The sequence below is a fragment of the Pseudomonas sp. KH_024_B2 genome, assembly GCF_057839965.1.
Map to the genome: position 1 here is coordinate 271,813 of NZ_JBYQPS010000002.1, position 24,678 is coordinate 296,490.

A 24,678-nucleotide genomic window follows, 5' to 3' on the forward strand; every position below is an offset into this window, starting at 1 on the left:
TCTACCAGTTGTCTCTGAAAATTATTCACGATTTTTCAAACCCAGTTTTTTAAGCGAGTACGAGCGCTTATTTTCATAACTGCTGTAGTAGATATCCTGAGTAGTGGACAAATTGTTGTGACGTAGATCCATCTGCAAGTCCTTGGAGTCTCGCCAAGGGGCATCAAGTGTCGCAGCTGTATGCCTTAGCCAGTGCGTGGAGGCCACCCGCAGAGCTTCGATTTCGCCAGGTTGGCGATCTTCGTTAACCATTTCATTAACAGCCCGGTCGAATAGCTTTTGGATGATCAAATGAACCATTCGAGTTGATAAACCTGGACGACCATTCAGAGTCGCAATAAGAGGGGTCTGCTCATTAGGTAATGGCAGTTCAGAAAGCCCCATGAACCGTCGGTAGCGCTTTAAATAACGATCAATGTATTCGGGTCTTACAGCTACCTTGGCGCCTTTGTCGCCCTTACCAACGAGGTGGAACCACCAATTGCCTTCATGATCCATCTTGAAGGAGCCCATTGTGGGCTGCCAATTCACCCGACCACAGACATCCGAAACGCGTAGGTACATCGAAAACAACGTCGCGGCGATGAACAGGGTGCGTTCATGTTTTTCAGGAACCAATGCGGCCATTTTTTCGGCGGTGGTCAGTACGAAGTCCCATTGAAGAGGCGTAAGGGCACGTCCGGTTTGCACCATTGAACGCGACGCTTTGAATCGCGATTTCTGTTTGATCGCCCTGAAGGGATTCGTCGACGTCAGGCCCTCATCGAGACCATATTCGTACAAACTGCTGCAAACCGAGAAAACTTGGGAAATGCTCCCTCGAGATGGCTGGTACGGAACACCAGCAACGGGGCCGTCAAGATCTTCTGCATTACCTATGCGATTCGCTGTCTTCACCGTGAATGGGTGCCAGCGTGGATTTGGACAAAGCTGTAAATCTTTGTCGGATGCCACGATCAGAAACCTGCTGCGTGTCACGGGGCCAAGCCAACCTATGGGTGGGGCCATGCAGAACTCCAAGAAGGCTTCGGCGTCTGCGCGACGCAGCTCCATCAGGGGCTTCTTTCTAATCAACAATGCCCAAAGCAGCAGGCGCTCGGCATGGGTGCGATATGAAACGAATGTCGCCTCGACGTTGGAGTATGAACGCAGAAAACCACGAACAGCTTCGAAACCGTCCACGGGTTTCAGATGCGCATCAAAGTTCGCCAAATAGTTCATCACCAGCGGTAGACACGGGTCAGGTTCATCGCGAGTGTGATTGACGAATTCTTTATAGGTGTTGAACAACGGATACGGGGCCGGCATCTTGTTATCCTTCACGGGATGCTGCATTGCAGATTTCCGATTCTGGGAGTTATCGGAAGTAGGGGGCTTGTCCTTTCGTTTATTCGAGGCGAGCGTGTCCGTCTGCCTAAATGAATCGCTCATCGCATAGCCCTAACCATTGATCGATGGCATGTAGGTTATACACAGCCAACATAGCTTTGCAAGTTTTCTCTTTCAAGGCTTAGCTAATAACCAGGCAACTAGAAATTAATTATTTATATATTGACAGTTTTGACCTGGCCCCGGCTGAGAAACACCGAATTCACGGCCACAAGCCCCAACCTATGCGAGTCTCGCACTCAAAGTACGAAGCTATTGGGAGGAACCAATAGCGCTTTAGATAGGGGAATTCGTCTTCACGACAACCATAATCTAGGGTTCACTTTTAAAAGATTCAGCCATCTTTAAAAGTGTTTTAGCTGCATAGCCCCAATAATACGGGCTGCACGACAGCAACCTCCATAATTAGTGGGTCTGACCAGTTTTAAAGATTTAGATCATTTTAAAAAGTTTTCTTTTAAATGAGGGAGCGGGCATCGAGAACAACCAGTTGTCAGCCCACAAGAAAGACTCTTGAAATCCAGAACTATTAGTGATTTTATAATGAAGCTTCTTCGAAGCTTCAGTCTGGAAGCTCCCTTAGATACTCTCCTTTCGCCCCTAAAACGCTATTCTCCGCGTTTGAATCCTCTCTGAGCTTACATATCGAGCGCTCGCTCTGATGTTTATTTACACAACGCACGCCGGTGTTGCACGCACCCAACCAAGCTTAGCCCTCACGGCGCACGCCAGGTTTAGACAACCTAGGAGTAGCTTCCGGACTGCTGCCCTGATATCCGATCTTTCTCGATCTTCGCTTACCGGTCGATGAGATTGGAACGCTCTCATGGAGAAAGATCGAACCTACGCAGCCAAGCATATATTTCGAGCGCTTTTTAGGTATCAGAGAATCGCAAACCATCGTATTCACTGGGCTAAGGCTGGGTCATTTTTAAAGGTTTCAGCCGTTTTTAAGAGAATTCATGCATTCGGGTTCTTTTTTGCACTGGAGGAATCTGCTCGAAATGGACGCTTACGAGGACACCCGGAAGCATTTCTACGCGGCATACGGCGTCCAGAACTCACAAAAAGTAGTCAGTCCATGTGTTAGGGCCAAATTCCGTCAGATTTAGAAGCGCTGGAATGGTGATCTCCGAGGGTGTGGAATGTTCGCAGAAGCTCGGTTTACAAGGCTTTCGAAACGAAAATGAGTGGCGCCACTTAAGGTGCCATCTTTAAGGGGGGGCCACAGAGATGCCAATCTTGTTGATTTGCAAAGGATTCCAGTTTGTATATGCATTGCAGCTAACCAACCGCAAATCCGCTAAAAGGGCGTACTTAGATAATGCAATATTCGATAATGTGTAGAACCGTATTTTGCAATCCTCGCGAAACACGGATAGATTATCGGCGTGACCACCATCCGCGAATGGAAATTTCATGGCAAACCTGATCCCGTTGTTCGAGTCGCACGACCGATTCCTTGAGCTTAACCACAACAACCTTTCTCAAGAACAGCCGGTGGTCATCAGCTACCTGGAGTCCTTCCCAAGTGATCTCTGTGCCATCGATGGCTATCGAGCTGTCAGGAGCTTCCTGCGCTCTTATGAACGCAATTCGGCAACCTTCAATTCCTATCGTACTCACGTTGAGCGTTTGCTGCTCTGGACGCTTCTGGTTTGCAAAAAGCCACTTTTGGAAATGACCCGTCAGGATGGCGAACGTTTCATGGAGTTTTGCATTAAGCCACCTGTAGACTGGATCGGCCCGGTGGTAAAGGCTCGCTATCACCGTGTTGGCGGACGCACCCCCAAACCTACTGACACCTACACAATCAACACTCAGTGGCGGCCATTCTTCCTGACAGTAAAAAAACCTGATCTCAAACTCGCCATGGAGCAAAACAGAGAGCCTGAGGTTAAACCTTACAAGATGAAACAGGACTCAATCGCTCAGATCTTTGCTGTATGCGGTAGCTTCTTTCAATGGGCAGCTGACGAAGGTCTCTCAAATAACGCCAATCCAATCCGCGCAATCAAACAGAAATCAAACTACAAGCATAGGGTTGTGGCGGACGAAAAAGCGAAGGCTTTGACCGCGTTGCAGTGGAGTTTTGTATTAGAGACAGCCAAATTAATGGCTGATCAAGTACCAGCCGATCCGGACAACGAATTGGACGATGCGGAAAAAGAAGCACTTAAGACGAAACGCAAATTTTACGAGCGCACGCTTTTCATCGTCGCCACCATCTATTCAATGTATCTCCGCGTTTCAGATATTGTTGGTCGGGACAACTGGCAACCCATGATGAGCGACTTTCGTAAGGATGATCATGGCAACTGGTGGTTCCATGTCATAGGCAAAGGAAATAAGTCTGCCAAGATCAGTGTTAAAGACGAGTACATGAACGTTTGGATGGCTCGATATAGGACGTTCTTGAAACTAACACCGGCGCCCTACCCTAATGATTCTGCACCGCTCCTACAGTCCCTCAAAGGCCGGGCAGGTTTGTCAGAGGGTCATATCAGGAGCCTTGTTCAGGAGGTCTTCGATTACGCACTGGAACGAATGCGTGCGGAAGGTTTTCCTGATGACGACATTAAAAACCTCCGTTCAGCATCACTCCACTGGCTCCGTCACACCTCGGCAACAGCTGACGCCAAGGTGCGGGACCACAAGGATCTCCAGGCTGACCTGCGCCACCAAAGCTTGGCAACCACGGTTGATACGTACTACAACAGCCGGGATGAGGAGCGACATCGATCTAACAAAAATCTCAGCATCGAGGATCGATAAAACAGCGTCACGGCGCTGTGACCAAAGAAAACGCTAACAGTAGAACTCTTACGCCAATGGCGTCGGCTCACCAAACGGTTTTGATCCGAACTCGCTCTCGGCTTCGATCTAGCATTCCCATTGGCTAAAGTTAGCGCCCGGGATAACACGCTCCTTGAGCCAGCCTCACACCTTCATCTACTGGGCCACAGCTTTGAGGCGTCGGGCTGCTCAGCAGTTAAACTTTTAGCCCCACAAGTCCCTTAGCTGCGACGCTGACGTATCGGCGGACAGAGCCTTACCCTGGTCTGACCTCCTTACTTTGTCGAGCTCTGCGTCGTAGGACCTTTCCATGGTCGAAGAGCCTGCAGCAATCCACTACCCGCTCCTCGCTTTGCCCTTTGTAATTACTGCCCCCCAGATTGGGCCCAATTGGCCGCCTTTCGTAGATCTCACTCCCTAGCATTGAAACATCAGATTTCAATGTGTGGAGTGGAGATGCTTCAGATCTCGCAAGGTCGTGGCCAACAGTCATCTGCTGCTGCTAGCAGCAAGAAAAAGAACGAGTCCACCCTACAGCGTCTTATGCGTATGTATGGCGAACATATGTCCGTTGTTCAGGTAGCCGCTGAGCTGAACTATTCAGTGACCTACTTCCGGAAAAAAATCGGTGCAGCCAACTATCAGCACCTGGGTTGGGTAAAAGCGATTTACCCTGCTCGTAAAAAGTCTGGACGGTTTTGGGTATACCGTACTGAGTCGGTCGCAAGCTTCCTTGATAAGGGGGTTTGACGTGAGACCGACTATATTTTTCGGCGCAGCAGTCATAGCTGCGCTTTCACACGGCTTACACGCAAGTGAGAGGCCAGAAGAATCTTCCCTACCCGCCGCCGGCGGCAGCAGTTATTACAAGGGAAAGGCCGAAGGGTGGTTCTGGTACAAAGACCCACCTAAGGAAGAAGAGGAGCCCAAGAAGGAGTTGCCTCCTCCCCCGCCTCCTCCCCCTCCTCCCCAGCCGGCGCCTCCGGAAGAAAAAGTCGAACCTCCGGCCCCAAAAGGTCCTGAGGTGTTCAGTGTTGCCTGGATCAAGAAGAACCTACCGAAGTACCGTGACCGAGCCATCGACAATCCCACGGACGCGAACGTTCAGGCCTATTACTACCTTCAACGCGTGATGATGGACAAAGCATCGCGGTTCTCCGAGGCTTCGTCGCGCGCAATCATGAAGGATCCTTTCCTCGACGAAGATAGCCGGCGTCCAGTCGCGACATATGCAGCAAATGCAATGAATCGCGAAGTGACGGCCAACAAAGACAAGGTGCTGCGCAGCTTGGCTGACAGGGTTGGGGTTTTCTTTTTCTTCAAATCAAACTGCATGCTGTGTGCCGAACAGGCAAACGTCCTGCAATCGCTCACAACTTCGACTGGCATAAACATCATTCCAGTTTCGCTTGATGGCGGGCCGTTGGATAACAACGCGTTTCCGGACTATCGGGTGGACGATGGTCAGGCCAAGAAACTCGAGATCTTTCAGACCCCTGCTCTCGCCTTGGCCATGCCCCCTCAAGGCACAGCAATCGTTGGATACGGCGCCATTACGCTCGACGTGCTGTTCAATCGAATTCTGATGGCCACGCGAGACGCTGGGATTATCGACCATAAAACATTTGCGAGCACGCAGCCGTTTTTCGACAACGGACTTCTGTCGATTGATGACTCGGACGGTATTGATGAGGATCTTCTCAATGATCCTCAAAGATTCGTGCAAAGCATGAAAGCCAAGTTGGCAAGAAAGGCTATTGACGTGGAGACCCCTAATGCGATTGAACAGTAAATCAATGATCCTGGCTTTGGCTATCGGTATAGCTCCGTCGGGAGCATATGCTGACATTCAGTCGCAACTGGATTCCATGTTCGATTCAATGTCGAACAGCACAGAACCCGGAGCGTATGAAACAGCGACGCGTGGTGTTATTACTGGCGGTTCATTGCGAGTTAGAAACAAAATATCCAATACGCCGATTGTCAACTTCCGACCGCCCTCCTTTCAGGCTGGCTGTGGCGGGATTGACATGTTCGCAGGTTCATTCTCATTTATTAACGCCCAACAATTCGTCCAGGCATTGCGATCGGTCGCATCGAACGCTGTCGGCGTGGCCTCTGGCTACGCGTTTAAACTCGCGTTGAACGCTATGGGGCCTACTGTCCATAACGTCATCCAGAACCTTCAAGAGGTTATGCAGGACATTAATAGCCTGATGTCCAATTCATGCCAACTTGCCCAGGGCCTGGTCACAGACGCTTTCAGTTCCTTCACATCTAAAGAAACGATGAGAGCGGCCAATATCAACGTGACTGGGGGTATCGGCGATGCCTTTTCCTCGATCATGCCCGGTAGCCTGACCTCGAAGTCTCCAAAGGAGCAGCAAAGTGACGCTGGGTTAGCAAAATCCTGTGAGGACATTGGCAACGTTATCTGGTGCGCTATGGCACAAAATAATGCCAGGGGATTCTTCCAGTACGGATCACGCCAAACTGATGAGATGATTATGTCCTTGACGGGAACTGTACTCATCACCGCACTTGAGAATGCCGATGATGGAAAAGGAAAAGTCCCTACAACCAAGTTCTATGGTCCTACGTCAATTACTTTGCAGGACATAGTTGAGGGCAAAAAAACAGACACCGTCCCAATTTACGATTGCTCCAGCGACGAAGATGCTTGCATGACTATTAAAACTCAGCAAATAGCATTTGACGGTCTGGCAGAAAAAATAGTGAAGCTATTTAATGGTAATGCGAGCTCTCCAGGCATTGTGTTTAAGTGGGCCAACAACGCTGGTCCGTTCAATTCTGATGAAGTAGCGATTATCGGGGCGCTACAAAAAACAGGATTTTCCGCGATGATTCAGCGGCTTGCCCAACATAGTGAGTACATGGCTAAGGGATTCGTTAGCGCGCACTCCAAAATGCTTGCTCTTGAGGGTGCCCACTCCCTTGCTGAGTCGTATATCAACGTAGCCTCAGAAGTTCTTAAAAAAGGAAAAATGGTTGACCAGCTAGGTGAAACAAGTAAGGACTTCCTGTCTGAATCTCGCTCTCGTCTCACCTCAGAGCACCAATCACTGCTGTCAAAATATGGCAATGAAAATGATATGGCCAAGGACTATCAGGTGCGCATGCAGATCATGCCGCCACCCAATTTTATTGCCACGATGGGCGCAAATCCTGTGAGGCCAAACTGATGGAGTTCACAATTTATTCTGTTGGCTCTGCAGTCTACCTCGAGGAGGTTTTGAACTCAGTTGCCATGATCTGTGGGACCGGTGATATTGAGTCTCTGGCCAGAATCGGGTTTGCGATCGGAGCCCTTATCTTGGGCTTTCAAGCGGTTTTCAACAACACCGCAATTCCATTCCAAAAACTGCTTATTTGCCTGGTGTTGTACATGGCCATGTACGGTCCTTCTGGGCGGGCGATCATTGAGGATGTGTATGACGGCGATGTGGCAGTGGTTGATAACGTCCCGTTAGGTCCCTTGGCTGTTGGGTCGATTATCTCAAACATTGGGTACAATCTAACGAACCTCTTTGAGCAGGCGTTCTCGACGCCGGCGATGACAAAGTACGGTTTTGCTGACCCGATTGAAACCCTGATGAAAGTTCGCTCAGTGACCGGAAATTTGATGTCCATTCCATCGTTCACCAATGGATTGGGCCCCAATAAAAACCTGGTTAACTCGTGGTCTAATTATTTTCGTGAATGCACGTTGCCCATGCTTGGCACTGATCTCCAAGATTATGCCGATCTATACCGGGCGAACGACCCAATGGGCGCCGCTCGGTTTAGCAGCAGCGTTTATTACACTCAGATTTTCGATGGTCCAGCTGGGGGTAGAACGCTCAATTGTTCTGACGCACATACAGCCCTTGTAAACCTGACAGACTCAGCAACTGATAACGTCATGTCCGAGATCGCAACGGCGGGTTTCAAGCGTCCAGGAAAGACGGTCGATCCAGATGCGGTGACCTCTCGCATTGGTGATTCGCTGTACGCGCTGAATATGTCAGCGACTGACGCCCGGGCTTACACAATGGCCTCGGTTCTCTATCCAATATTTCTTCAAGCACCTGGTCAGAAAGCAGTAGAGGATTTGCAGGGCTCGTATGGCGTCATGATGGGCCAGGCCATGGCTCAGCAAAACACCCAGTGGGCAGCCGAAGGAACGCAATTTACGAAGTATGTTCGCCCATTCATGACCTTCTTTGAAGGCCTCATTTATGCCATCACTCCGCTGATGGCGTTCCTCATTACCATGGGCGGTTTTGGTATTGGTCTGATCAGCAAATACTTGATGTTGCTGGCCTGGATGATGCTCTGGATGCCGGCATTGGCAATTGTGAACCTTTACACGGTCTCGTCCACCGCGAGTGCTATGGAGTCCATTCTCCAGACGTCATCGTTCGATGTTGGCGGAACTGGGGTGTCGTTCGAGATGCTCAAGCAGATGGGGCCTGCTCTTGAACAGGCTATTGGTGTCGCCGGTTTAATGGCCTCCTCCATCCCAGCGATATGTTTGTTCCTAGTCTCCGGTACAGCGATTGCTGCCTCTGGGATTGCAGGACGGATGAGTGGCTCTGACCAAATTAACGAGAAGATTGCCAGCCCCGATGTCGTAACCCCTGCAGCTGGATTGCAGACTACGCCCTATGCAACAAGCGACTTCGACAAGGGCGTACGCATCAACGGATCGGAAAATCAGCGTGGCAACATTTCAGTCGGGTCCATGCTGAGCGAATCCGTTCAAAGTTCAAGAGCGACCTCAGAGGGCTCTTCTCAGGCCTTTTCTAAGCAATTCACAAGCACGATGGGCAGATCGCTCGATAACTCGAAGACGATCGGTGAAGCTGCAGATGTTGGGCATTCGCTTCAAACATCTCTCGGCTTGGATAAAAGCGCGAGTTTCCAGGCAAAGTACGATTCGCTCAGATCTCAAGGGTACAGCGCTAGCAACATAGACGCGGCTATTGCGAGCACTGCGCTGAGCAGTGGCGTCGATGGCAAGCTCGGTGCCACTGCAGCTGCAGGCGTTGATGGAGGTCCGGCAGGTGTTAAAGCAGGCGTCAGCGGTGGCGTTGGGCTTAGTGCGGGGGCAACAGCATCAAGTACTGATCAGTCAACGCGGTCTGATTCCCAGGCCTATGCTGATACGTTGTCGGCGGTCAAATCATCGGGCCTTGGGGAGACTGTCAAAAGCGCACTTCAAAAAACCGATGGCACTACGCTGGCCAAGAACTTCCAGAGCGCTGACCGCTCGAGCCTTTCGAAAGCTGACCAGGACAGCCTTTCGCAATCGGCCCAGAAAACCATCAACGATCAGATGGCCTATCAGAAGGTTAGCGGATTGGCGAATACCTATGGGTACTCTGAGGACATGAAGCTTGATTCGTTGACGGGCAAGGTTATCAACGAAGGCCGGGATCGGGCCGTTGTCGGTGACGCCATGAACAAGTACGGCCAAGAGTTTCAGGAGAACCAGCAGATGTTCAGTCAAACAATGCTGGATCCCAACCGTGCGAATACAGCTGCAGCGTTGTACACCCTGGCAAAACACCATGATTTCGAGGCTTTGACTGGAGCCACCGTCGACTATGACAAGAATGCGAATTTGCGTTCACCGGCGGTTGGCAATCTGGAGGCGGAGACAAGCAACGCAGGCCACATGGTTGACACAGGAGCATTTGATTCTCGGTTTAATACGGAGAAGACAGCTGCCGTTGCGGATGCTCACCAAAATATCGCAGCTAGACATGCTCACAATGATGGGATTGCGCATAACGACTCTGAGGTTTACGCGAAGAAGGCATTGGATCCTGCAGCGGATAGAGCTGCTGATCGTATCCGCGGTTCGGCGACAGAACTCAACGATCGAGGTGAGTCCTCGTTTGGCATACTCTCTGCAGCCTCCAATGGCGTCGGAGCGGCTTTGGGCACCCGCGCAACACGTGAGGAGTACATGCACGAAGGTGAACAACTGGGTCTGAATGAGGCCCAGGCAGATGTATTTGCAACTGCAAGAGTTGGTGGCCTAACTGATAATTCAAGGGAACGTTGGGACAGTTACGCCGCTGCCAATCATATGGATAAGGACTTGTCCGATGGAATGTATAAGCAGCTGGTTGAGGCAGGGCTACACGACAATGGATCTGGTGGGCACCTTGCAGACATTCTGACGGTGAATCAGCGAGATAATGTCGGTCGCTGACATGTCCACAGTTCCCCGGCAGTAAATTGAATCCTCGTTACGAAAAAACCGGCTTTTAAAGCCGGTTTTTTTTGGTCAAGACAATCTGTCAATTGGCTCGCTCATATCGTTGCCAGTCGTCACCTTGTAGTAGTTGAATTCTTCTGCGCGTAATCCTTCCACTGGTTGGTATTCCTCGGGATACAACTCGCCACCGGTAGGACCGTTTTTGCTATCGAACAGACTTAGAAACGACCCAGCCATGAAGGCGATTGCGCCTGCAAGCAGAACAAGAAACCCGACATTAGGTGCGAACAGAGTGTTCAGCACACAGAAGGCTACCAGAGCACCAATCGTGTAGACAGGAACTCTCGTGCCGGCATTGCTGCTGTGTGTCAGGTGCAATGCCCCCGAGGCAACGATCAAGGCCAAGGCGACATAGGCAAACATCTCGTAGCCCAAGGTCATGACTTTAGTGCTACCTACCAGCACGCCGGCGAACGCCAGTGCGATCGTCACCAGGTGCTTGAGCGTCCACAGTCCACCAGCAGTACGAATGCCCTCCTCCACCGCCCACAATTTCTGGATGGGTGCAGGCAGTTGTGGCCGTTGCGCCAGTTCTGCAATCAGATCAACCACGTTCACGGCGTAGGCTGCATCAGCTTGCGAAGGGCTGCTTATGTCAGCTACCTGGCGCAATGCGCTGATAGCGCGTCCAAAGTCGGCAGGAGCCTTGCGCAATGCATCCACGTTGAAGCTGAACAGATCGATCGTTTCTGGTGGCAGGCCCATGTAGCGCTCAACCAGTGCTTCAGCACGTTTGACTTCTGACTCAATGATCATCTTCATTGCGAATTCTCCTTTCGACTGAATACATCCTACCGCACCTGCTGTAGATGCAAGTCCTGTCACTGGCTTGAGTAAGTCTGCCCGGCCAAGCGATAGGTGGATGCGACCTCCTCCTCCGGACTCTGGCGATCAATGTCCTTATCCTGGACAGGCTTGCCCTTGGCGGTAGGTAAGTACATGTCTCGCCCCTGCAGAACCTCCTGACGCGCCTTTTCGTCGTGTCGCTTGGCACGCCTTGCGTTGCGGTCGAATAACTTCAGGGGCTTGATCGTTGGTGCTCGTTCGCTAGCCAGCACAAACACCGGAAGATTGGCTTTGATCATAGCGTCCCATCTGCTGCTTTCGGAAAACCACAGCATGCAGCGTGGGTGGGGAGCGACCATTTTGTGTTTGATAAGGATGTCGGCGTCCGAAAGATGAACAATAGAGTTGAGGTCGAAATACTCCGGGGTTTGCTCCATCGGAATGTCCTCGGCGCCGGCGCGGATTTCTGCCTTGGCCTCGAGCTGAGCGCGGATCTTGCTGACGGTCACTCGCTCGTTGCCGGGTGAGTGACCAGCCCACGTGAACGTAATTTGCCGTGGGGCTCCGTCGAATGCGTGTACGGATCGCTTCAGCTGGTTGGTATTGAAGCTCGCCCCCAGGGCACGCCGCATAATTCGCGGCCGCATCTCCGGCGTCAGGTTCTGCTCAACGCGCACCATCTCAATGGCGTCGACCAGGTTCTGTTTGCAAGCGTTGATCGCAAGTACCTGATCGAGCACCGAGGTGGCCACCGTGAAATAGCCAGGCAAGCGCATGACTGTGCCCGGGGCCTGTCCTATGTCGCGTTCGAAAGTCCCGATCGCATCGATGGCCATCTTGATGGCATCAGGACCAGTAACCTTCTCCACCAGCAAGATGTCGGGCGTTTTCTGCTCGTTCAGCAACGGCAGTACATACACCACGCCGTCGACCACCAGTGTTGGCCACGTTCGGTTGAATGCCTCGATGGCAGCGGTCAGTGATTGGTAGGCAGACTGAATTCGTTCGTACATAGGCCCCCTATACAAGAAGCCACATTATACCACCCCTGCACGTCTTCCTCCATTTGCAAGCCAAACCCTTCTACCGCGTCCCTCCCCCACTACCTCACCGCCGACTTACCCTCACCTTCATCTCCCTTCCCTTTACCTTCCTCTTACCTTCCATCGCGCTACGCGCGGGCCGATCAGGATAGGGGTCGCGCCCTGCACCCTGCTTTTGAGGTTTCAAGGCTCAGCGGAGCTCCTGGGAGGTGCGCAGCGAGCTTCGCGTTTAGGTGTAGGGTCAGGAAGGTCGCGGAGTGGCCCGCCAACCATGTGCAGGGGTGGTATAAAGTCGCTTGTTTGTCGCCTTATTGTCGACCTATTGTTTTCGTGTTTTGAATAGTCGAGTCCGCTTATGGAAGCCGCTCTCGGCTGGGCCGCATGCTGCGTATTCCGGAGTTCGTGGTGACGTTGCCGCCGGCCATTACCAAAGCCGATCTTGGGCGTAAACAGTGGCTTCCCTTCTGCTATTCCAAATCCTTCCTCTACCTCTTCCCTGCCACTTATTCGAGATCGGTCCGCTACTAGAGACAACCTGGTGGTCGGAATTCTCGGCCGCCGTTCTTTTAAGGCCGCTGATCGGTTCTGGTGGATTGTGGCCACCGTTCTCGCTCAGGCGATCAGTGTCGGACCAGCCCGGCGAAAGCTGGTGATGCGGCGCTTCTTCGGTCACCCATATCAACTGCATCGGGCGTGGGGTACGAAACGGTGAGGTCGCAATGATTGTTTGTATGTTTGTATGTTTGTTTGTTTGTTTGTTTGTTTGTTACTAGTTACAATCAACTTAACATTCCTTGCAAGGTGTCTCGCTGTGCGCGAATCCCCGATCTCAACTCAAGACATCGTCGACGCTGGCAATTCCATTCTCGCGGATGGTCGCGCGGTGAATGGCTATTCGTTACGTAACGCTATTGGTAGTGGCCGGGCCGATAGGCTGATCCGGATCTGGACAGAACACGTAGAGCTGAACGGCTCGTCTGCTGCTGGGTCCATAAGCATTCCAGTCCGCGCACAATCATTGATTTCCAGCTACGTGAAACGCCAAGAAGCATCGGTCAACCAGCTGTTGCAGGAATTGGCAGTTGTGCTGAACGAAGCGGCTCAGTCCGCTGCTCTAGAGGAAATTGATTCCTTGAAAGCCTCGGTTGAACAACAGCGCAATGCTTTGCTTGATGCAGATTTGTTGATTGATCGTCTCGAGCAGACAAACCAGGATCTTGAAAATCAACTTGTTGTTGAACGGGACAACTCTGACCAGATGCGCACTGCCCTAGCGAGAATGGAGGATCAGGCTCGGAAAGATTCTTCTGCCCTTGATGTGTTGAACAGTCAGCTTCAAGAGGCCCAAGAGCAGGCCTCCTCTCTTCATGAGTCGCTTGAAGATGAGAAAATGGTGTTGGGTCGCACTCAGGATGAAGTTCTGAGGTTGGAGGAACGTGTAGCCGGCTTAGTGGAGAAATCGAAGCAACAGGACGCGGCGTTGCTCGATGCGCGACGGGATGCTCAGGCGTCGAGGGAGCGTGAAGCCACGGTTAACGGACAGATTTTGCAGCTTCAACGTGATCGCGATGTCGATGTCGAGTTAATAACCAGGTTACGGCTTGAAGTAGGTACCGCGGCTACTAGGGTTAGCCAAAGTGAGGCTGAGGCCAATGCGTACAAGGGGCAACTGGCTCAACTGAATGATCGAGTTGGGGGACTGCTCTCCACAACAGGTCCCGGTGGTTCCCATGAATGAGGTTACCTACCAAGGTTTCAACGTTTACGCTACGTCCTGTGCTCTCAAATTTGAGATGGCTACAAATGCAGGGGGTGAGACTGTCCTGAGTATCGACGGCGCCAATAAAGCCGGCGCCGAATTCGATTGGGGCAACAAGCTGATTTTTCAGGTCACACCCAGAGAAACCACCTTGTTCCTCTGCGCGGTAATGGGTTTGGTACCTACGTTCGAAGCTTCGAACCATGGTAAAAGCAGATCCAAATCTATGACTTTTGCAGAACCAGCTCGACAAAGGGGTTCTTCTGTTGAAGATGCAGGCGCCTCGCCGATCGGTCTTGGTGCCAATTACCCCAGACAAGGTCTTCGAATTGGGCTGTTTGACAATGCGGGTGCTCTCCACCCAGGTCGGACTTGACCCCGGTACCTGCCTCTCAATGCTTCGCGCTACTGCTGCCCGCTTTTATCATTACAAAGCAAAAGGTTCTGATCCTGGTTAAGAGCGGTTAGAAACCTGTTAGAAGCGGTTAAGGGTCTGAGAAATGGGCCTGAAGCCCTTGATCTGTATGGCTTTTCGCTTAATACCTAATACCTCACCATGAGGTTTTTTTACCTGACTATGAGGTAAAGCTACCTCACGATGAGGTAAACGTACCTCACTATGAGGTAATCCTGCCATTTACCCTTTATTCAGCTTTAAATAACGCTCATAAGTATCTGAAATATAAGGATTATTCGAGTTTTTGCGATTATCTGACTATGGAGTAATTCTGCCTGACTATGGGGTATCTTTTTTGTCTGCTTCTTCACATCTTCGTAAGTCGTTGATATATAAAGATATTTGCACCTGTGGTGCAACGTTGATGGTGACTTCGATCCGACATATGACGGCACCTGATTTAGGGGTAAAAAAGTTCACCATGCTAAGCCTTCCTTCCCGTCCAGAGTGGCCAATCTGTCCCGATTGAAGGGTGTCTAAAGCGCCACCAGGGCCTATTTCAAGGGCTTGCGGAGCTTTTCATTCATTTTCCGTAAAGACGTTCTGAGCGGTGTTTTGACCCTTTTCTCCGTTTTTTACTCCTTGGTGAGTTTCTGCCCCGCTCTATTTTTCTTTATCTACCTCTTAATCAGGTGCTGCTCAGGCCCTCTTTACCCCTAAGTCAGCATTAGCCGGTTCAGTAGGATTTAAGGTTTTGGCTGTTTTCTTCCGTTGAAATCTGCCCTGTGTGTGCGGATTGATCCAATATCAACCGCAGTGCCGGCATTCTTTGTCGACGCTGCTTAATCGTGGCCAGCCCCTTTTGGTTAGGTGATCAGCGGTCCTGTGACGGCATTATTACGTTTCCCTTCCCTCCTACATCTGCTCTCAGGGAGAGCGTTACAGCTCAATCTACAGGCACAAAAAACCCCCTAAGCGGGGGTCTTGGTATTTGCCTTGTTTCTCACGACAGTCACCTTGCCTGATCTGTCACAACTAGCCTCTTTTAAGAAGCCTACGGCGACGAGTTCGTTCAAGGCTTCTTTGACCATTTGCCTCGCTTTGCCTTGTGTTGAGACGCGCGATCCGGCGTGCTTTATCAGGGTATCAACGTTCAGTGCATATGGCTCACTGTGCGAGGCATAGAAACCATGCAGCCATTTGGCTAGGTTTCCGGGCAATGCCATTCGCTGCTCCCATTCAATCCTGGTGCTATAAAAGCCTCCACCAAACAAGGTGGCGATCTCAGGTTCCAGCTCTACGATCCATTCGTCATCAGCGCGTTTGCCGGCGACGTCAAAGTCATCACTGTATTCAAACTTTCTGACAAGCGAGAGAACTACACCGCGGCCAAGACGTTCCGAGTGAAACTGAACCCCAGTTGTTTTCAATCTGGTCAGGATCGTCATGAGCCGGACGGTGTGTTTTACCCCGTATGGCCACTGGAGGTCCTTTTTCATCTGAGCTGGGCTGAAACGAATAGGCGTCCCAAGTTCCTGAAGCCGTGCCAGATGAAGCACTTGCAGCCAAACGTCCAAGTCGTCCTGGCGTAGCTCCTCCCCTGTATAGATCACACGGGAATTGCCGTAGCTGGAAATTTCAACTGATTTCAGTTGATCACGTTGTACGTTGCGATTCCGAGCAGTGAACAGTGCGCATCGAAGCGCTTCATTTGGAGCTTCTCGAAGTTCCTCTGCCCATTTGCCCAATCGCTTTTCCGCGTTCTCCTTGGCTTCCTTGGCTCGTTGTTGTGCGGCCTTTAGGCCATCGCCTCGTCGCGTGGCAGGGGCCGCTGCTGGCTTTTGGGTTTCGGCCTGAGTTTGTGCGGCTTTACCTGATTCGTTGGTCGTGTCACCCGTCCCCTGCTCTTGTGCGCTTAGCGGATCATCTCTGAGGAGTGCGGCGTTCTGAGCTGCTTCAGCCCGCTCTCTTGCTGCTTTAATGCCATGACCTGGCTTAGATTGAGGTGTACCCCCCTCCCCCTCTGCACCGCCCTGAGTGGCGAAGAGATCACCATTTCTGGGCTTTTCCGATTTGGTGTCGTTCACACTCGGACCCCCTATGCCGATTTAAGGCTTTTCAGAAACTCTTCAAGTTTTTCAAGCTGCTCGTCTGAGAACTGCGAGCGAACCAGTTTCAACTCGTAGAAATTTTTGCTTTTCTTCGCATGCCCGAGCTTAACCTCACCGCTTTTAAGCTCGATACCTGCCGTCGTTTGCGTGGCTTGCGGAAATTTCTTCTCCAGTGACCGAGCAAGATTCTTTATCGGCGTACCGGTGCTAAGTGCTGCCTGTATGATGGAGATAAGGGCCTTTTCCAAAGCCTCTTGTGAGGTTCCGGACTCCACTTTCTCCTTAATAAACTTTACAGTTTTCTCTGCACTTGCAGCCGTGATCAGTGCGGGCTTTTTATCCAGAAGAGTATTCACCGCTACCGGAAGACTTTCGAATGCCATCATCCGATAGTACGTGGTTTGTGTCAGTCCAAATTCCTGGTGCGTGGAACTGACGCTTCCAAACTCCTTTTTGTGCCGGATTATTGCTCGTGATTTTTCGTAGTCACTTAAGTCCTTGCGACCAAAGTTTTCTACGAGCGCTCTAGCCGAACTTTCTTGGTCAGTGATATTGACCACGTGGGCCAAGATCCGGGTCTTACCCAAAATCTTATGAGCTCTTACCCTACGCTCTCCAGATACGAGTTCATAACGGTTGCCCTTCGCTCGAACTTCGATTGGTACCAATAAGCCTTGCTCATCTATCAGTCTGACCAGCTCATCAATACCCTCGAAGTCTTTCCGCGGCTGATAGGGGTTGGGGTCAACTATCGATATGTCTATGGGGCGCGCAGACCAGTATTCCGTATCAGAAACACCGGTATCTTCAATAATCTGTTTGTGGTTCGCGAAGGTTTGAGTCAGGGATCCTGCAAGTAGCGCGGAAAGCCCTGGACGGCTCGGTTTAGCAACTTTGTCGTCTGCCGCCTTTCCTGTCTTCCGGTTGGCTTTACTTGTGGTTTCGCTTTGTGCGCTCATTATCTAGAGCCCCCTGTTGTTTCGGCAACATAGACAGCAAGTTCCCCATATTGCTTCGTAACTTTGTTGTTGCGATCAAGCATTCGTAAACTTCTGCTTATCGCGATCGACTGATTCACTTTACTTGTTTGAGAAATCTTTACTGGGACAACAGTTCCGAACATCTCAATCGCATCTCGTTCATTCTCCTGACATAGCGTCAGTCGCGAATCGTGCTTAACCAACAGTGCACCAAGAAAGCTTAGATCTGGATTGATTTTCTTAATTCTATTGATTCTTTCCTGGAGGTCAGCGAGTCCGTAAAGACCATACGCTGCGCCCGACTCTACAGGAATGATGTAGTGCGTTGCGGCAGCGAGTGCATTCATAGTCAGAAGCCCAAGATTAGGTGGGCAGTCCAAAATGATGTAGTCGGCCACACCCATCAATGGGGCAATTCGTGCCTTTAGAACTTCGTTGGGTCGAGGGTCTTCCTGTTTAATAATGTCAGGAACAGTTTCGAGGCTAAGAGAACCATAAATCAGACTCACGCCTTCAATTTGTGTGGTTTCAAAGATAAACGCGTTAAGGCTGGCAGATGGGTTCAATAACAGTTCAGCGAGATTGTGTGTGACCTTTGCTGGATGCTCTGGACCAATATGCTTCGATGCGTTGGCTTGCGGATCCATGTCGATGAGTACGACGTTATTGGAACCGTTGAGCTGGGCGAGATGGTCCGCAAGGTTTATCGACGTGGTTGTCTTGGTTACACCGCCTTTGTGGTTAGCAATGGCAATGATCTTTGTATTAACGACACGTTCTGCCATTTTCTACTCCTAATGAAAGATCCCAGGTTTACTACCTGTTCATACATCGTGAAAAGCATTATGCAACATTACGTCGCCAAAATTCTTGGAAAACGCTATTTATTTTGCCGTATCGTTTTTAAAGATGGTCTGCGGTGACATGATCTTAGACCACCTTTCCCATTCATTCGCCCTCCCCTCCCCCGCTTCTTTGTCTAACCTAAGCGTTATAGCTGGTCTTGGTTTGCGAGAATTCCTCGTTCATTCCCACGGTGGGAATGGTAATGGCGCAGCTCAAGGCCTTGATTCACCGAGGCTCCCTTGGTATTCCCGGTTTTATACCCTGGGCTAAATCGCCCCTTCCTGATGCCTCTCTCGCTGGGGGATTGATCGGTTAAACGCATTCGTTTTGATCGTATTCGCTGATTCGTGCGACGGACGGTGCCGTGCATTGATCTCTCCTAACGTAAGAATGTAAAGGACCTGCGCGCTTTCCTGGGATTATGTCCTCGCCATCGCGCGCTGGGCTACACCGTATGGCGCTTATTCCCACGGTGGGAATCGATCGGCCCGGTGACGGGGTCCTTGACTGGTCAGTCCCTACACCCCCGCTCATTCCCACCGTGGGAATGGTATAGACAAGCGACCTTTCATCGACTTTGAAAGCTTGATACATGCGTTGACTTGCTTCGGTGCGTCCATCATTCCCACCGTGGGAATGGTTTTGTCCAATACCCTGTGCGCAGTTCCACGATCGCTCCCCTTCTACTGGCGGTTTCTTACTCGGTGGCAGTTGCCACGGCTGTATCGCCCCGCGTTGCTCGGTTTGCGCCGGCAGCTCCCAGCACGCTCATTTCCCACTGTAGGAATGGTATGGCTAAGCGCCCTTCTGAGATCTTCTAAATTGGTTCGTGCATTGGGCGACTCCGCGATGGTGCTTATTCCCACGGTGGGAATGAAACGGTTCGACGCTGGTAGCAGATCGGCGTCTAGTGGGCTGGCCTGTTCATAGACGGCGGCATTTGTTTGTTGGGATGGTTTACTCCGCTGACCCCGGTTTGTAGATTGACGCGTGTTCCGTACCTTGGTCATTCCCACCGTGGGAATGCCATGACCAAGCGCCCTTTCACGATCTATAAATTGGGTTCATCCGTTGTGGGACTTCGCGATGGTGCACAATCCCCACGGTAGGAGCGAAACGTCTCGACGCCGGCCTTTGGTACCAGATGGTGCCTTGTGGGCTGGTTCATAGACGGCGGTAAATACCTGGGTTGGGGTACCTCACCCGCGGAACCCGGTTTGTAAATTGGAGCATGTCCCATAGTTTGATTATTCCCACCGTGGGAATGCTGCGGACAAGCGCCCTTTTCGTTATTGGGCTCATGCGTTTTCGGACTTCGCGATAGTGAACATTCCCACGGTAGGAGTGATACGCCTCGTCGCCGGCCGTTGGTACCAGATCGTGGCACGTGGGCTGGCCGGTTCGTAGACGGCGGCGTTTGCCACGGTTGAGAAAGCTTCACGCGGATCCCGGATTGAGGGGGGGCGGGTCACAGCATGCTCATTCCCACCGTGGGAATGGAACAGTACGTAGTCCTATATGAGGTTTCGCATCGCTGTCTCTCGTTCCTTCCACTACCAGGATGGTGGCAATTGCGACTGTTGGAATGTGTCGCCTGGCGTCTTGTGAGTGACGTGTGCGCAGCGTTGGTGGACTGCGCTGTTTCGTGACGGTGCTCATTCCCACTGTGGGAATGGAAATCGCGGCTCTGAGTGCATCTGAGTTGAATAGGGGGGGAGTTGATTCCTCAAGGGAGATTAGACCCTGACTGACTCATTCATTGAGTGGGCGATACTCGGCACAAGGCGCTTCCATGTAGGGCAATCTGCAACGGCCGAATAGCGAGTTTGATGCACTGTATAAAGGTACAGGTTTGGTGACGCAAGTGTGCAGGCGTTTGTGGATTCTTCGAACGTAGGTTTTCATCTCAGACTCACTCACTTATTTAGGCACACAATAGATCCACGATAGGGCGACAAAAGGTCGACATTCGGAAAGCTGGGTTTGAACGTCTATTGACCTACATTTTTGAAAGTTCAACGGTCGACAATAGGTCGACGATCGACGGACTATCGCCTTAGGCTTGGTATCCGCTGATCGCTGTCATAAAAAAGCCCGCAAGTAGCGGGCCTAAGAGGGAGGGGAGGGGAGGGCTGCCTCAGACTCTGAATTCCGAGACCTGAAGCTCAACTGCTTGCTTTGCCCTGGTAGCGGCGACATACAGCAGGTTCAGCTCTTCATCTAACTGTGCATCCCCCCGGCGCTTAGCGATAGCCAGGCTATGGTCGAAGTCATCTCGGACAATCACATTCGCAAATTCCCTGCCTTTGGCCTTATGACAGTTTGTGAGCGTAATTCGTCCTTTATTCGATTGCCCTCGGCCAGCCAAAACACGCACGAGATCATCCTCCCGTAGCTCGTAATCTCGTGCGAGAAAGTAGATCTGAGCTGTTTCTGAATCTCGATGGTCTGAAGCCCATTCAGCGAGTTCGTCGTGGGTCTTAAAGGAGGAGAGCGCTGGGTGTTTTGCTTCTCTGGGCGAGTTTCTCATCAATGCAAAAACGGATTCAGTTTTGTCACGAATATCTCCGGTATCGCCGACGATTGAAAATGACTCGCCGAGATCCCTTAGCGTTATTGCATCTCGTATCAGCGCTGTATTTGTGCGAAAGATGCGTGTGTGCTCATCGCTAGCAGCTATAGGCCCAACCCTTGAGGATTTCCCAGCGAGCCCACGGAGCTTGATAGGGGGAGGGGTCGATTTGCACTCCAGTATACGGTTCGCCAAGTCGGCAATTTGAGGGCCAAACCGAAAGGATAAGGTTAGAGGGAACTCACGGCCTGGAACCTTCAACATAGCGTCCTGGGAGCCGCGAAAAGCAAAGATCTGTTGTCCGGCATCCCCAACGTAGGAGGCACGCTTGGCGAACGCCAGGCAGGAGAGCATGACATCTGATGCGTCCTGAGCTTCATCGAGGAACAATTGGTCGAAATGTGCAAGGCCCGGACATCCTTGCAGGTGCCAATCTTTGACATACAGATCGTGCGGGAGGGGTAGCCTGGTTCTCGACGTTACGCGCAAAGCGTCGAATAGTACTGTTGCGTAGCGCACGGCAAGATCGGCTACTACCGGTTCTCGTACCCAGGCTGGAACATGTGCAGCTGATAATGTTGAGTCGGCGCTCGAGCAAAATTTACTGACTGTGCCAATGATGACCTTGGCAAAGGCTTGAGCATCTATCGGTAACTTTTTCTTATGTAGATCAAATGCTTGTAGGACGTGGGAAGGGTAGAGCTGCCCAATGGTACGTCCTTCTGAGCGGGCTCCGACAGCCTCTAGAGCCAAGCTGTTGAAGGTTCTGACGACAGCGAGATTTCCAAAGAGACCTTGCACCTCCGATACAAGTTGTTTGGTATACGATAAAACTAAAAGCCGGCTTGCGCCGGCTCGATTGCAGTCCTGGACTGCGCCCTTTAATGCTGTGGTCTTGCCGCAACCCGCTCCGGCCGTTGATTTAATTATTCCTCGAGGTGCCTCCAATAAGGCTACAGATGCTTTCCGAAAGGCCGCCTGTTCTTCCGTAGGCGCATGCATGTTAAGCCGCCTGCAGGCCGTGGCCACGCGCTGCAGTCGCCTTGATCAGGTATTTAACCAATCGATCGCCGGTTTTAAATTTCAAGCAAAGACGTTGGATTTCATCGTCTGAGAGGGAAAGCAGTTTCCTACAGGCGACTAACTCACCCTCAGAAAGAGAAAACTCGCCCCTGATTTCTTCGGACTTGTACCCCCAGTTCTCCCATTGACTGACCTTCACCGAAACCTCAATGAGCTCACCAACGCTACGGGCCGATACAGCGCGGTCTGCAACGTCACAATGGAATGGGTCACGTACTTGGACACCCTCGCACAGTGGGCATGCATGACGCCGATGATTGATGCTCGCTACAAACTCGATGTGACAAGTGCTGCAGGATCGCATGGTGACCTCCTGGCTCCGGTAATCACGTGCAATCAGCCACGCGTCATCGAGCTCCAGGATGTTCTCAAGGTCCAGATTTCCACCGCGCAACGCTGAGTGGCTATCAAGGTACTGAGTGTGGGCAGCCATTACCGCATAGATATCAACCGCTTCACGTGGTTTCTCGGCAGTAATTAAATACGCCAGCATGAATAGGCTCGCTTCCAGAGAAACCGCGCGTTTGACCAGAAGGCTTTCTGCGTTGGGCAGGGGGCCGGATTCGGAGGGGCCACAGACCCCCAATTTTTTCCGCAGGCTAGTCACCTGTTTCCGGGTCAGACCGGTATGCAGCCGGATGATCGCCGATCGGAAGCCGGCTTTAACCAAGACACTGGCAAGTGATTCGTCCATTTCAATGCCCCTTTACGACGCTAGATATTATTTTGTTTAAGAGTGTTATCTGGTCTGAGCTGCGAAGTTCTCTTGCGAGAACCCAGGCCTCATCCAGTGAAAGAGGGGAGGGGAGTCCAGTCCGTTGAACAAGCCGGTATTCGCGGAGGTAGTCCTCATACGCGGCAACAAGCTTATCGATGTCGACCTGGAGCTCGGCACGGTCTGCCAAAGCGGTGTAGAGAAGCAGAAGTGCTGCGGCATCAGACGCTTTGTTAGGGACGCTCAAAATGTCATTCAGCGAGGGAATGTTCGAAGCGACCAGGCTGCGCACTTTTGCCTTAACGTCAGCTGGTAACAGGATTTGCTCTGCGGAAAGCCCGGTTTGAATGTTGACCAGAATTGGACTCAGTCCAGCTTTGAGCAACTGTATGGCTTGTCGTTGATTACTCACCACGACGCCCTCCGGAGAGTATCCGCATCAGGTTGGCAATGCGTACGGTGCTATCAGGTGCGCCAACGATGATTTTGCTAAAGGAGGTTCGAGCGGCGAATGTTACTCGCCCCTGCGCAGCAAGCCGGACTCGATCTTTCATTTTGCTTGTTGCAAGCCAGTTAGCCTTGTCCGCGCAGGTGATGCCCCAATCAATCATCGCTACGCGCCCCCTGATGCGAAGATCATCTGCAATCGCGCCGAGGAGCTGGCTGATGGTTGAGACGGCAGGGGAGGGGGTTTGAAATCCGGTGAAGTTTTCTTCACTCAACGTACCGATGTTGACCAGTAGAATTGAGGATGGGAGCGATGCAAGTTCGGCCAAATCGCTTTCCGTGGCTTGGACAAGCCATTGCCGATCTACAGGAGCCAGATCGAAATACCGACCATAGGCTGGATCATTGTTTGTCGCCCAATCCTGAGCAACTCGTAGTGCAAGGTTCAACGCGAATGAATCCATCATGATCACCCCTCCTGCTCAAGAACAATGAGTCGGCGCCAAACGCGCAGAACATTTACCCCATAATCACGTGCCACTTGCTCAAGATCTGGGTTTGGCGTGTGGTACCGGCCTAGGGCAAGAGCTAAATCGCCTTTACCTTCTTTTATGAACTCGCAAAATATCTGCGTGCCAACACGCACGTTCGTATTGAGATCAAGCAAATCCGCGGCATTTGAAACACGATGTCCGTTCCACCGCATGCTCACCTGCATGGCACCTACTGCGATTGTTTTCGTTTTGGTCAGGGCCTTATTGAGCTGATCGGCTGCCTTTGCCTTGGTGGAGGGGTGATAGGCCTTGTTGTCGATGTTTAGCGCATAAGGGTTCGGCTTGACCAAAGGGCCATCGTAGTTTTTCGACTCGACGAGGGCGATCGCATAGAGAAGTTTGGGGTCGACCTTGCAGGCTCGATTAGATTCTTCCTCCCACACTGTCCCTTTAAGGCTGAATGCCGCTGACGAGAGCGGTTGCAGTGCTATGGCAACTGCCGCCGTCAGTATGAGTTTGAGTGTGGAATCCATCGAAATATGACCCTGTCCTAGTGCATAAATGGCCTTTCGTTCGGGGCGCATTCTACCCATGGTTCAGGATGTTTCAAGATGGTTCACCACAATATGACCCTTCTACAGTGTAAATTTATTGTGCTTATCGGACGAGCGGTATTCACATTGTCACAATTTTGACTAGATTTCTCTCGAAACGGGCAAAAAGTGGCTTAATGCCATGTTATTGACACTACTTTGACCTCAAAGTGATATTACTAAAATCTACACTGCTAGCTCATTTATCTACTCTAAAAGGGTCACATTTCAAGGTTTTGATTTACACCAATGAATGGGTGTAAATTGACACGGTATAAACGACGTCAAAATTAACGCCTATAAGCTGCCGGGTGAGGTTTCGCCGAGGGTAGCGCGATGGTCGCAATTGAACAGAAACCAAGGTGGAAGAGCCGAGGA

Annotated in this window: 18 protein-coding genes; 7 read left to right on the plus strand and 11 right to left on the minus strand. The window is 51.3% G+C overall.

Annotated features, from left to right (window positions below; genetic code table 11):
- Window positions 1-21: 21 nt before the first annotated feature.
- Window positions 22-1,335, minus strand: coding sequence for a site-specific integrase (locus AC3I0A_RS28510; protein ID WP_082344496.1), 1,314 nt, complete (start codon window positions 1,333-1,335; stop codon window positions 22-24).
- Window positions 1,336-2,808: 1,473 nt separating this feature from the next.
- On the opposite strand from AC3I0A_RS28510, the gene AC3I0A_RS28515 reads away from it, so the two are divergent.
- From AC3I0A_RS28515 to AC3I0A_RS28535, 5 genes are all read left to right on the plus strand, one after another.
- Window positions 2,809-4,164, plus strand: coding sequence for a site-specific integrase (locus tag AC3I0A_RS28515; RefSeq protein ID WP_156320488.1), 1,356 nt, complete (start codon window positions 2,809-2,811; stop codon window positions 4,162-4,164).
- Window positions 4,165-4,641: 477 nt separating this feature from the next.
- A complete protein-coding gene (locus AC3I0A_RS28520) occupies window positions 4,642-4,935 on the plus strand; it encodes a hypothetical protein (RefSeq protein ID WP_050682288.1) in 294 nt (97 codons plus the stop codon).
- A gap of 1 nt (window position 4,936) precedes the next feature.
- On the plus strand, window positions 4,937-5,977 hold the full coding sequence (gene traF, locus AC3I0A_RS28525) for a conjugal transfer protein TraF (RefSeq protein WP_231669715.1): 1,041 nt from the start codon (window positions 4,937-4,939) through the stop codon (window positions 5,975-5,977).
- Entirely contained in the window at window positions 5,961-7,388 is a 1,428-nt protein-coding gene (locus AC3I0A_RS28530; RefSeq protein ID WP_050682287.1) for a conjugal transfer protein TraH, read from the plus strand. Before traF ends, AC3I0A_RS28530 begins: the two co-directional genes overlap by 17 nt.
- A complete protein-coding gene (locus tag AC3I0A_RS28535) occupies window positions 7,388-10,408 on the plus strand; it encodes a conjugal transfer protein TraG N-terminal domain-containing protein (RefSeq protein WP_489378650.1) in 3,021 nt (1,006 codons plus the stop codon). Before AC3I0A_RS28530 ends, AC3I0A_RS28535 begins: the two co-directional genes overlap by 1 nt.
- Before the next feature lie 75 nt (window positions 10,409-10,483).
- On the opposite strand, the gene AC3I0A_RS28540 is transcribed toward AC3I0A_RS28535, so the two are convergent.
- Window positions 10,484-11,236 carry a hypothetical protein gene (locus tag AC3I0A_RS28540; protein ID WP_050682285.1) on the minus strand — a complete coding sequence of 251 codons (753 nt, stop codon included), beginning with the start codon at window positions 11,234-11,236 and terminating at the stop codon, window positions 10,484-10,486.
- A gap of 59 nt (window positions 11,237-11,295) precedes the next feature.
- On the minus strand, window positions 11,296-12,273 hold the full coding sequence (locus AC3I0A_RS28545; RefSeq protein ID WP_273878465.1) for a DNA replication terminus site-binding protein: 978 nt from the start codon (window positions 12,271-12,273) through the stop codon (window positions 11,296-11,298).
- Window positions 12,274-13,114: 841 nt separating this feature from the next.
- Here AC3I0A_RS28545 and AC3I0A_RS28550 point away from each other — a divergent pair.
- Complete coding sequence (locus AC3I0A_RS28550; RefSeq protein WP_273878466.1) at window positions 13,115-14,041, plus strand: coiled-coil domain-containing protein; 927 nt, start codon at window positions 13,115-13,117, stop codon at window positions 14,039-14,041.
- On the plus strand, window positions 14,034-14,438 hold the full coding sequence (locus tag AC3I0A_RS28555; RefSeq protein ID WP_489378651.1) for a hypothetical protein: 405 nt from the start codon (window positions 14,034-14,036) through the stop codon (window positions 14,436-14,438). The genes AC3I0A_RS28550 and AC3I0A_RS28555 overlap by 8 nt, the downstream gene beginning before the upstream one ends.
- Window positions 14,439-15,430: 992 nt before the next feature.
- Here the strand turns inward: AC3I0A_RS28555 and trfA are convergent.
- From trfA to AC3I0A_RS28595, 8 genes are all read right to left on the minus strand, one after another.
- A complete protein-coding gene (gene trfA / locus AC3I0A_RS28560; RefSeq protein ID WP_050682282.1) occupies window positions 15,431-16,546 on the minus strand; it encodes a plasmid replication initiator TrfA in 1,116 nt (371 codons plus the stop codon).
- Between the two features lie 11 nt (window positions 16,547-16,557).
- On the minus strand, window positions 16,558-17,529 hold the full coding sequence (locus tag AC3I0A_RS28565) for a ParB/RepB/Spo0J family partition protein (protein ID WP_050682281.1): 972 nt from the start codon (window positions 17,527-17,529) through the stop codon (window positions 16,558-16,560).
- Complete coding sequence (locus AC3I0A_RS28570) at window positions 17,529-18,335, minus strand: ParA family protein (protein WP_050682280.1); 807 nt, start codon at window positions 18,333-18,335, stop codon at window positions 17,529-17,531. Before AC3I0A_RS28570 ends, AC3I0A_RS28565 begins: the two co-directional genes overlap by 1 nt.
- 2,198 nt (window positions 18,336-20,533) lie before the next feature.
- A complete protein-coding gene (locus tag AC3I0A_RS28575) occupies window positions 20,534-21,970 on the minus strand; it encodes a 3'-5' exonuclease (protein ID WP_050682279.1) in 1,437 nt (478 codons plus the stop codon).
- Between the two features lies 1 nt (window position 21,971).
- A complete protein-coding gene (locus AC3I0A_RS28580; RefSeq protein ID WP_050682278.1) occupies window positions 21,972-22,745 on the minus strand; it encodes a FlhC family transcriptional regulator in 774 nt (257 codons plus the stop codon).
- 1 nt (window position 22,746) lies between these two features.
- Window positions 22,747-23,178, minus strand: a complete 432-nt coding sequence (locus AC3I0A_RS28585; protein ID WP_156320487.1) for a hypothetical protein — start codon at window positions 23,176-23,178, stop codon at window positions 22,747-22,749.
- The gene (locus AC3I0A_RS28590) at window positions 23,171-23,680 is read right to left on the minus strand and encodes a hypothetical protein (protein WP_050682276.1); all 510 of its coding nucleotides are present in this window, start codon (window positions 23,678-23,680) and stop codon (window positions 23,171-23,173) included. The genes AC3I0A_RS28585 and AC3I0A_RS28590 overlap by 8 nt, the downstream gene beginning before the upstream one ends.
- Window positions 23,681-23,682: 2 nt before the next feature.
- Complete coding sequence (locus AC3I0A_RS28595; RefSeq protein WP_050682412.1) at window positions 23,683-24,240, minus strand: transglycosylase SLT domain-containing protein; 558 nt, start codon at window positions 24,238-24,240, stop codon at window positions 23,683-23,685.
- Window positions 24,241-24,678: the final 438 nt, after the last annotated feature.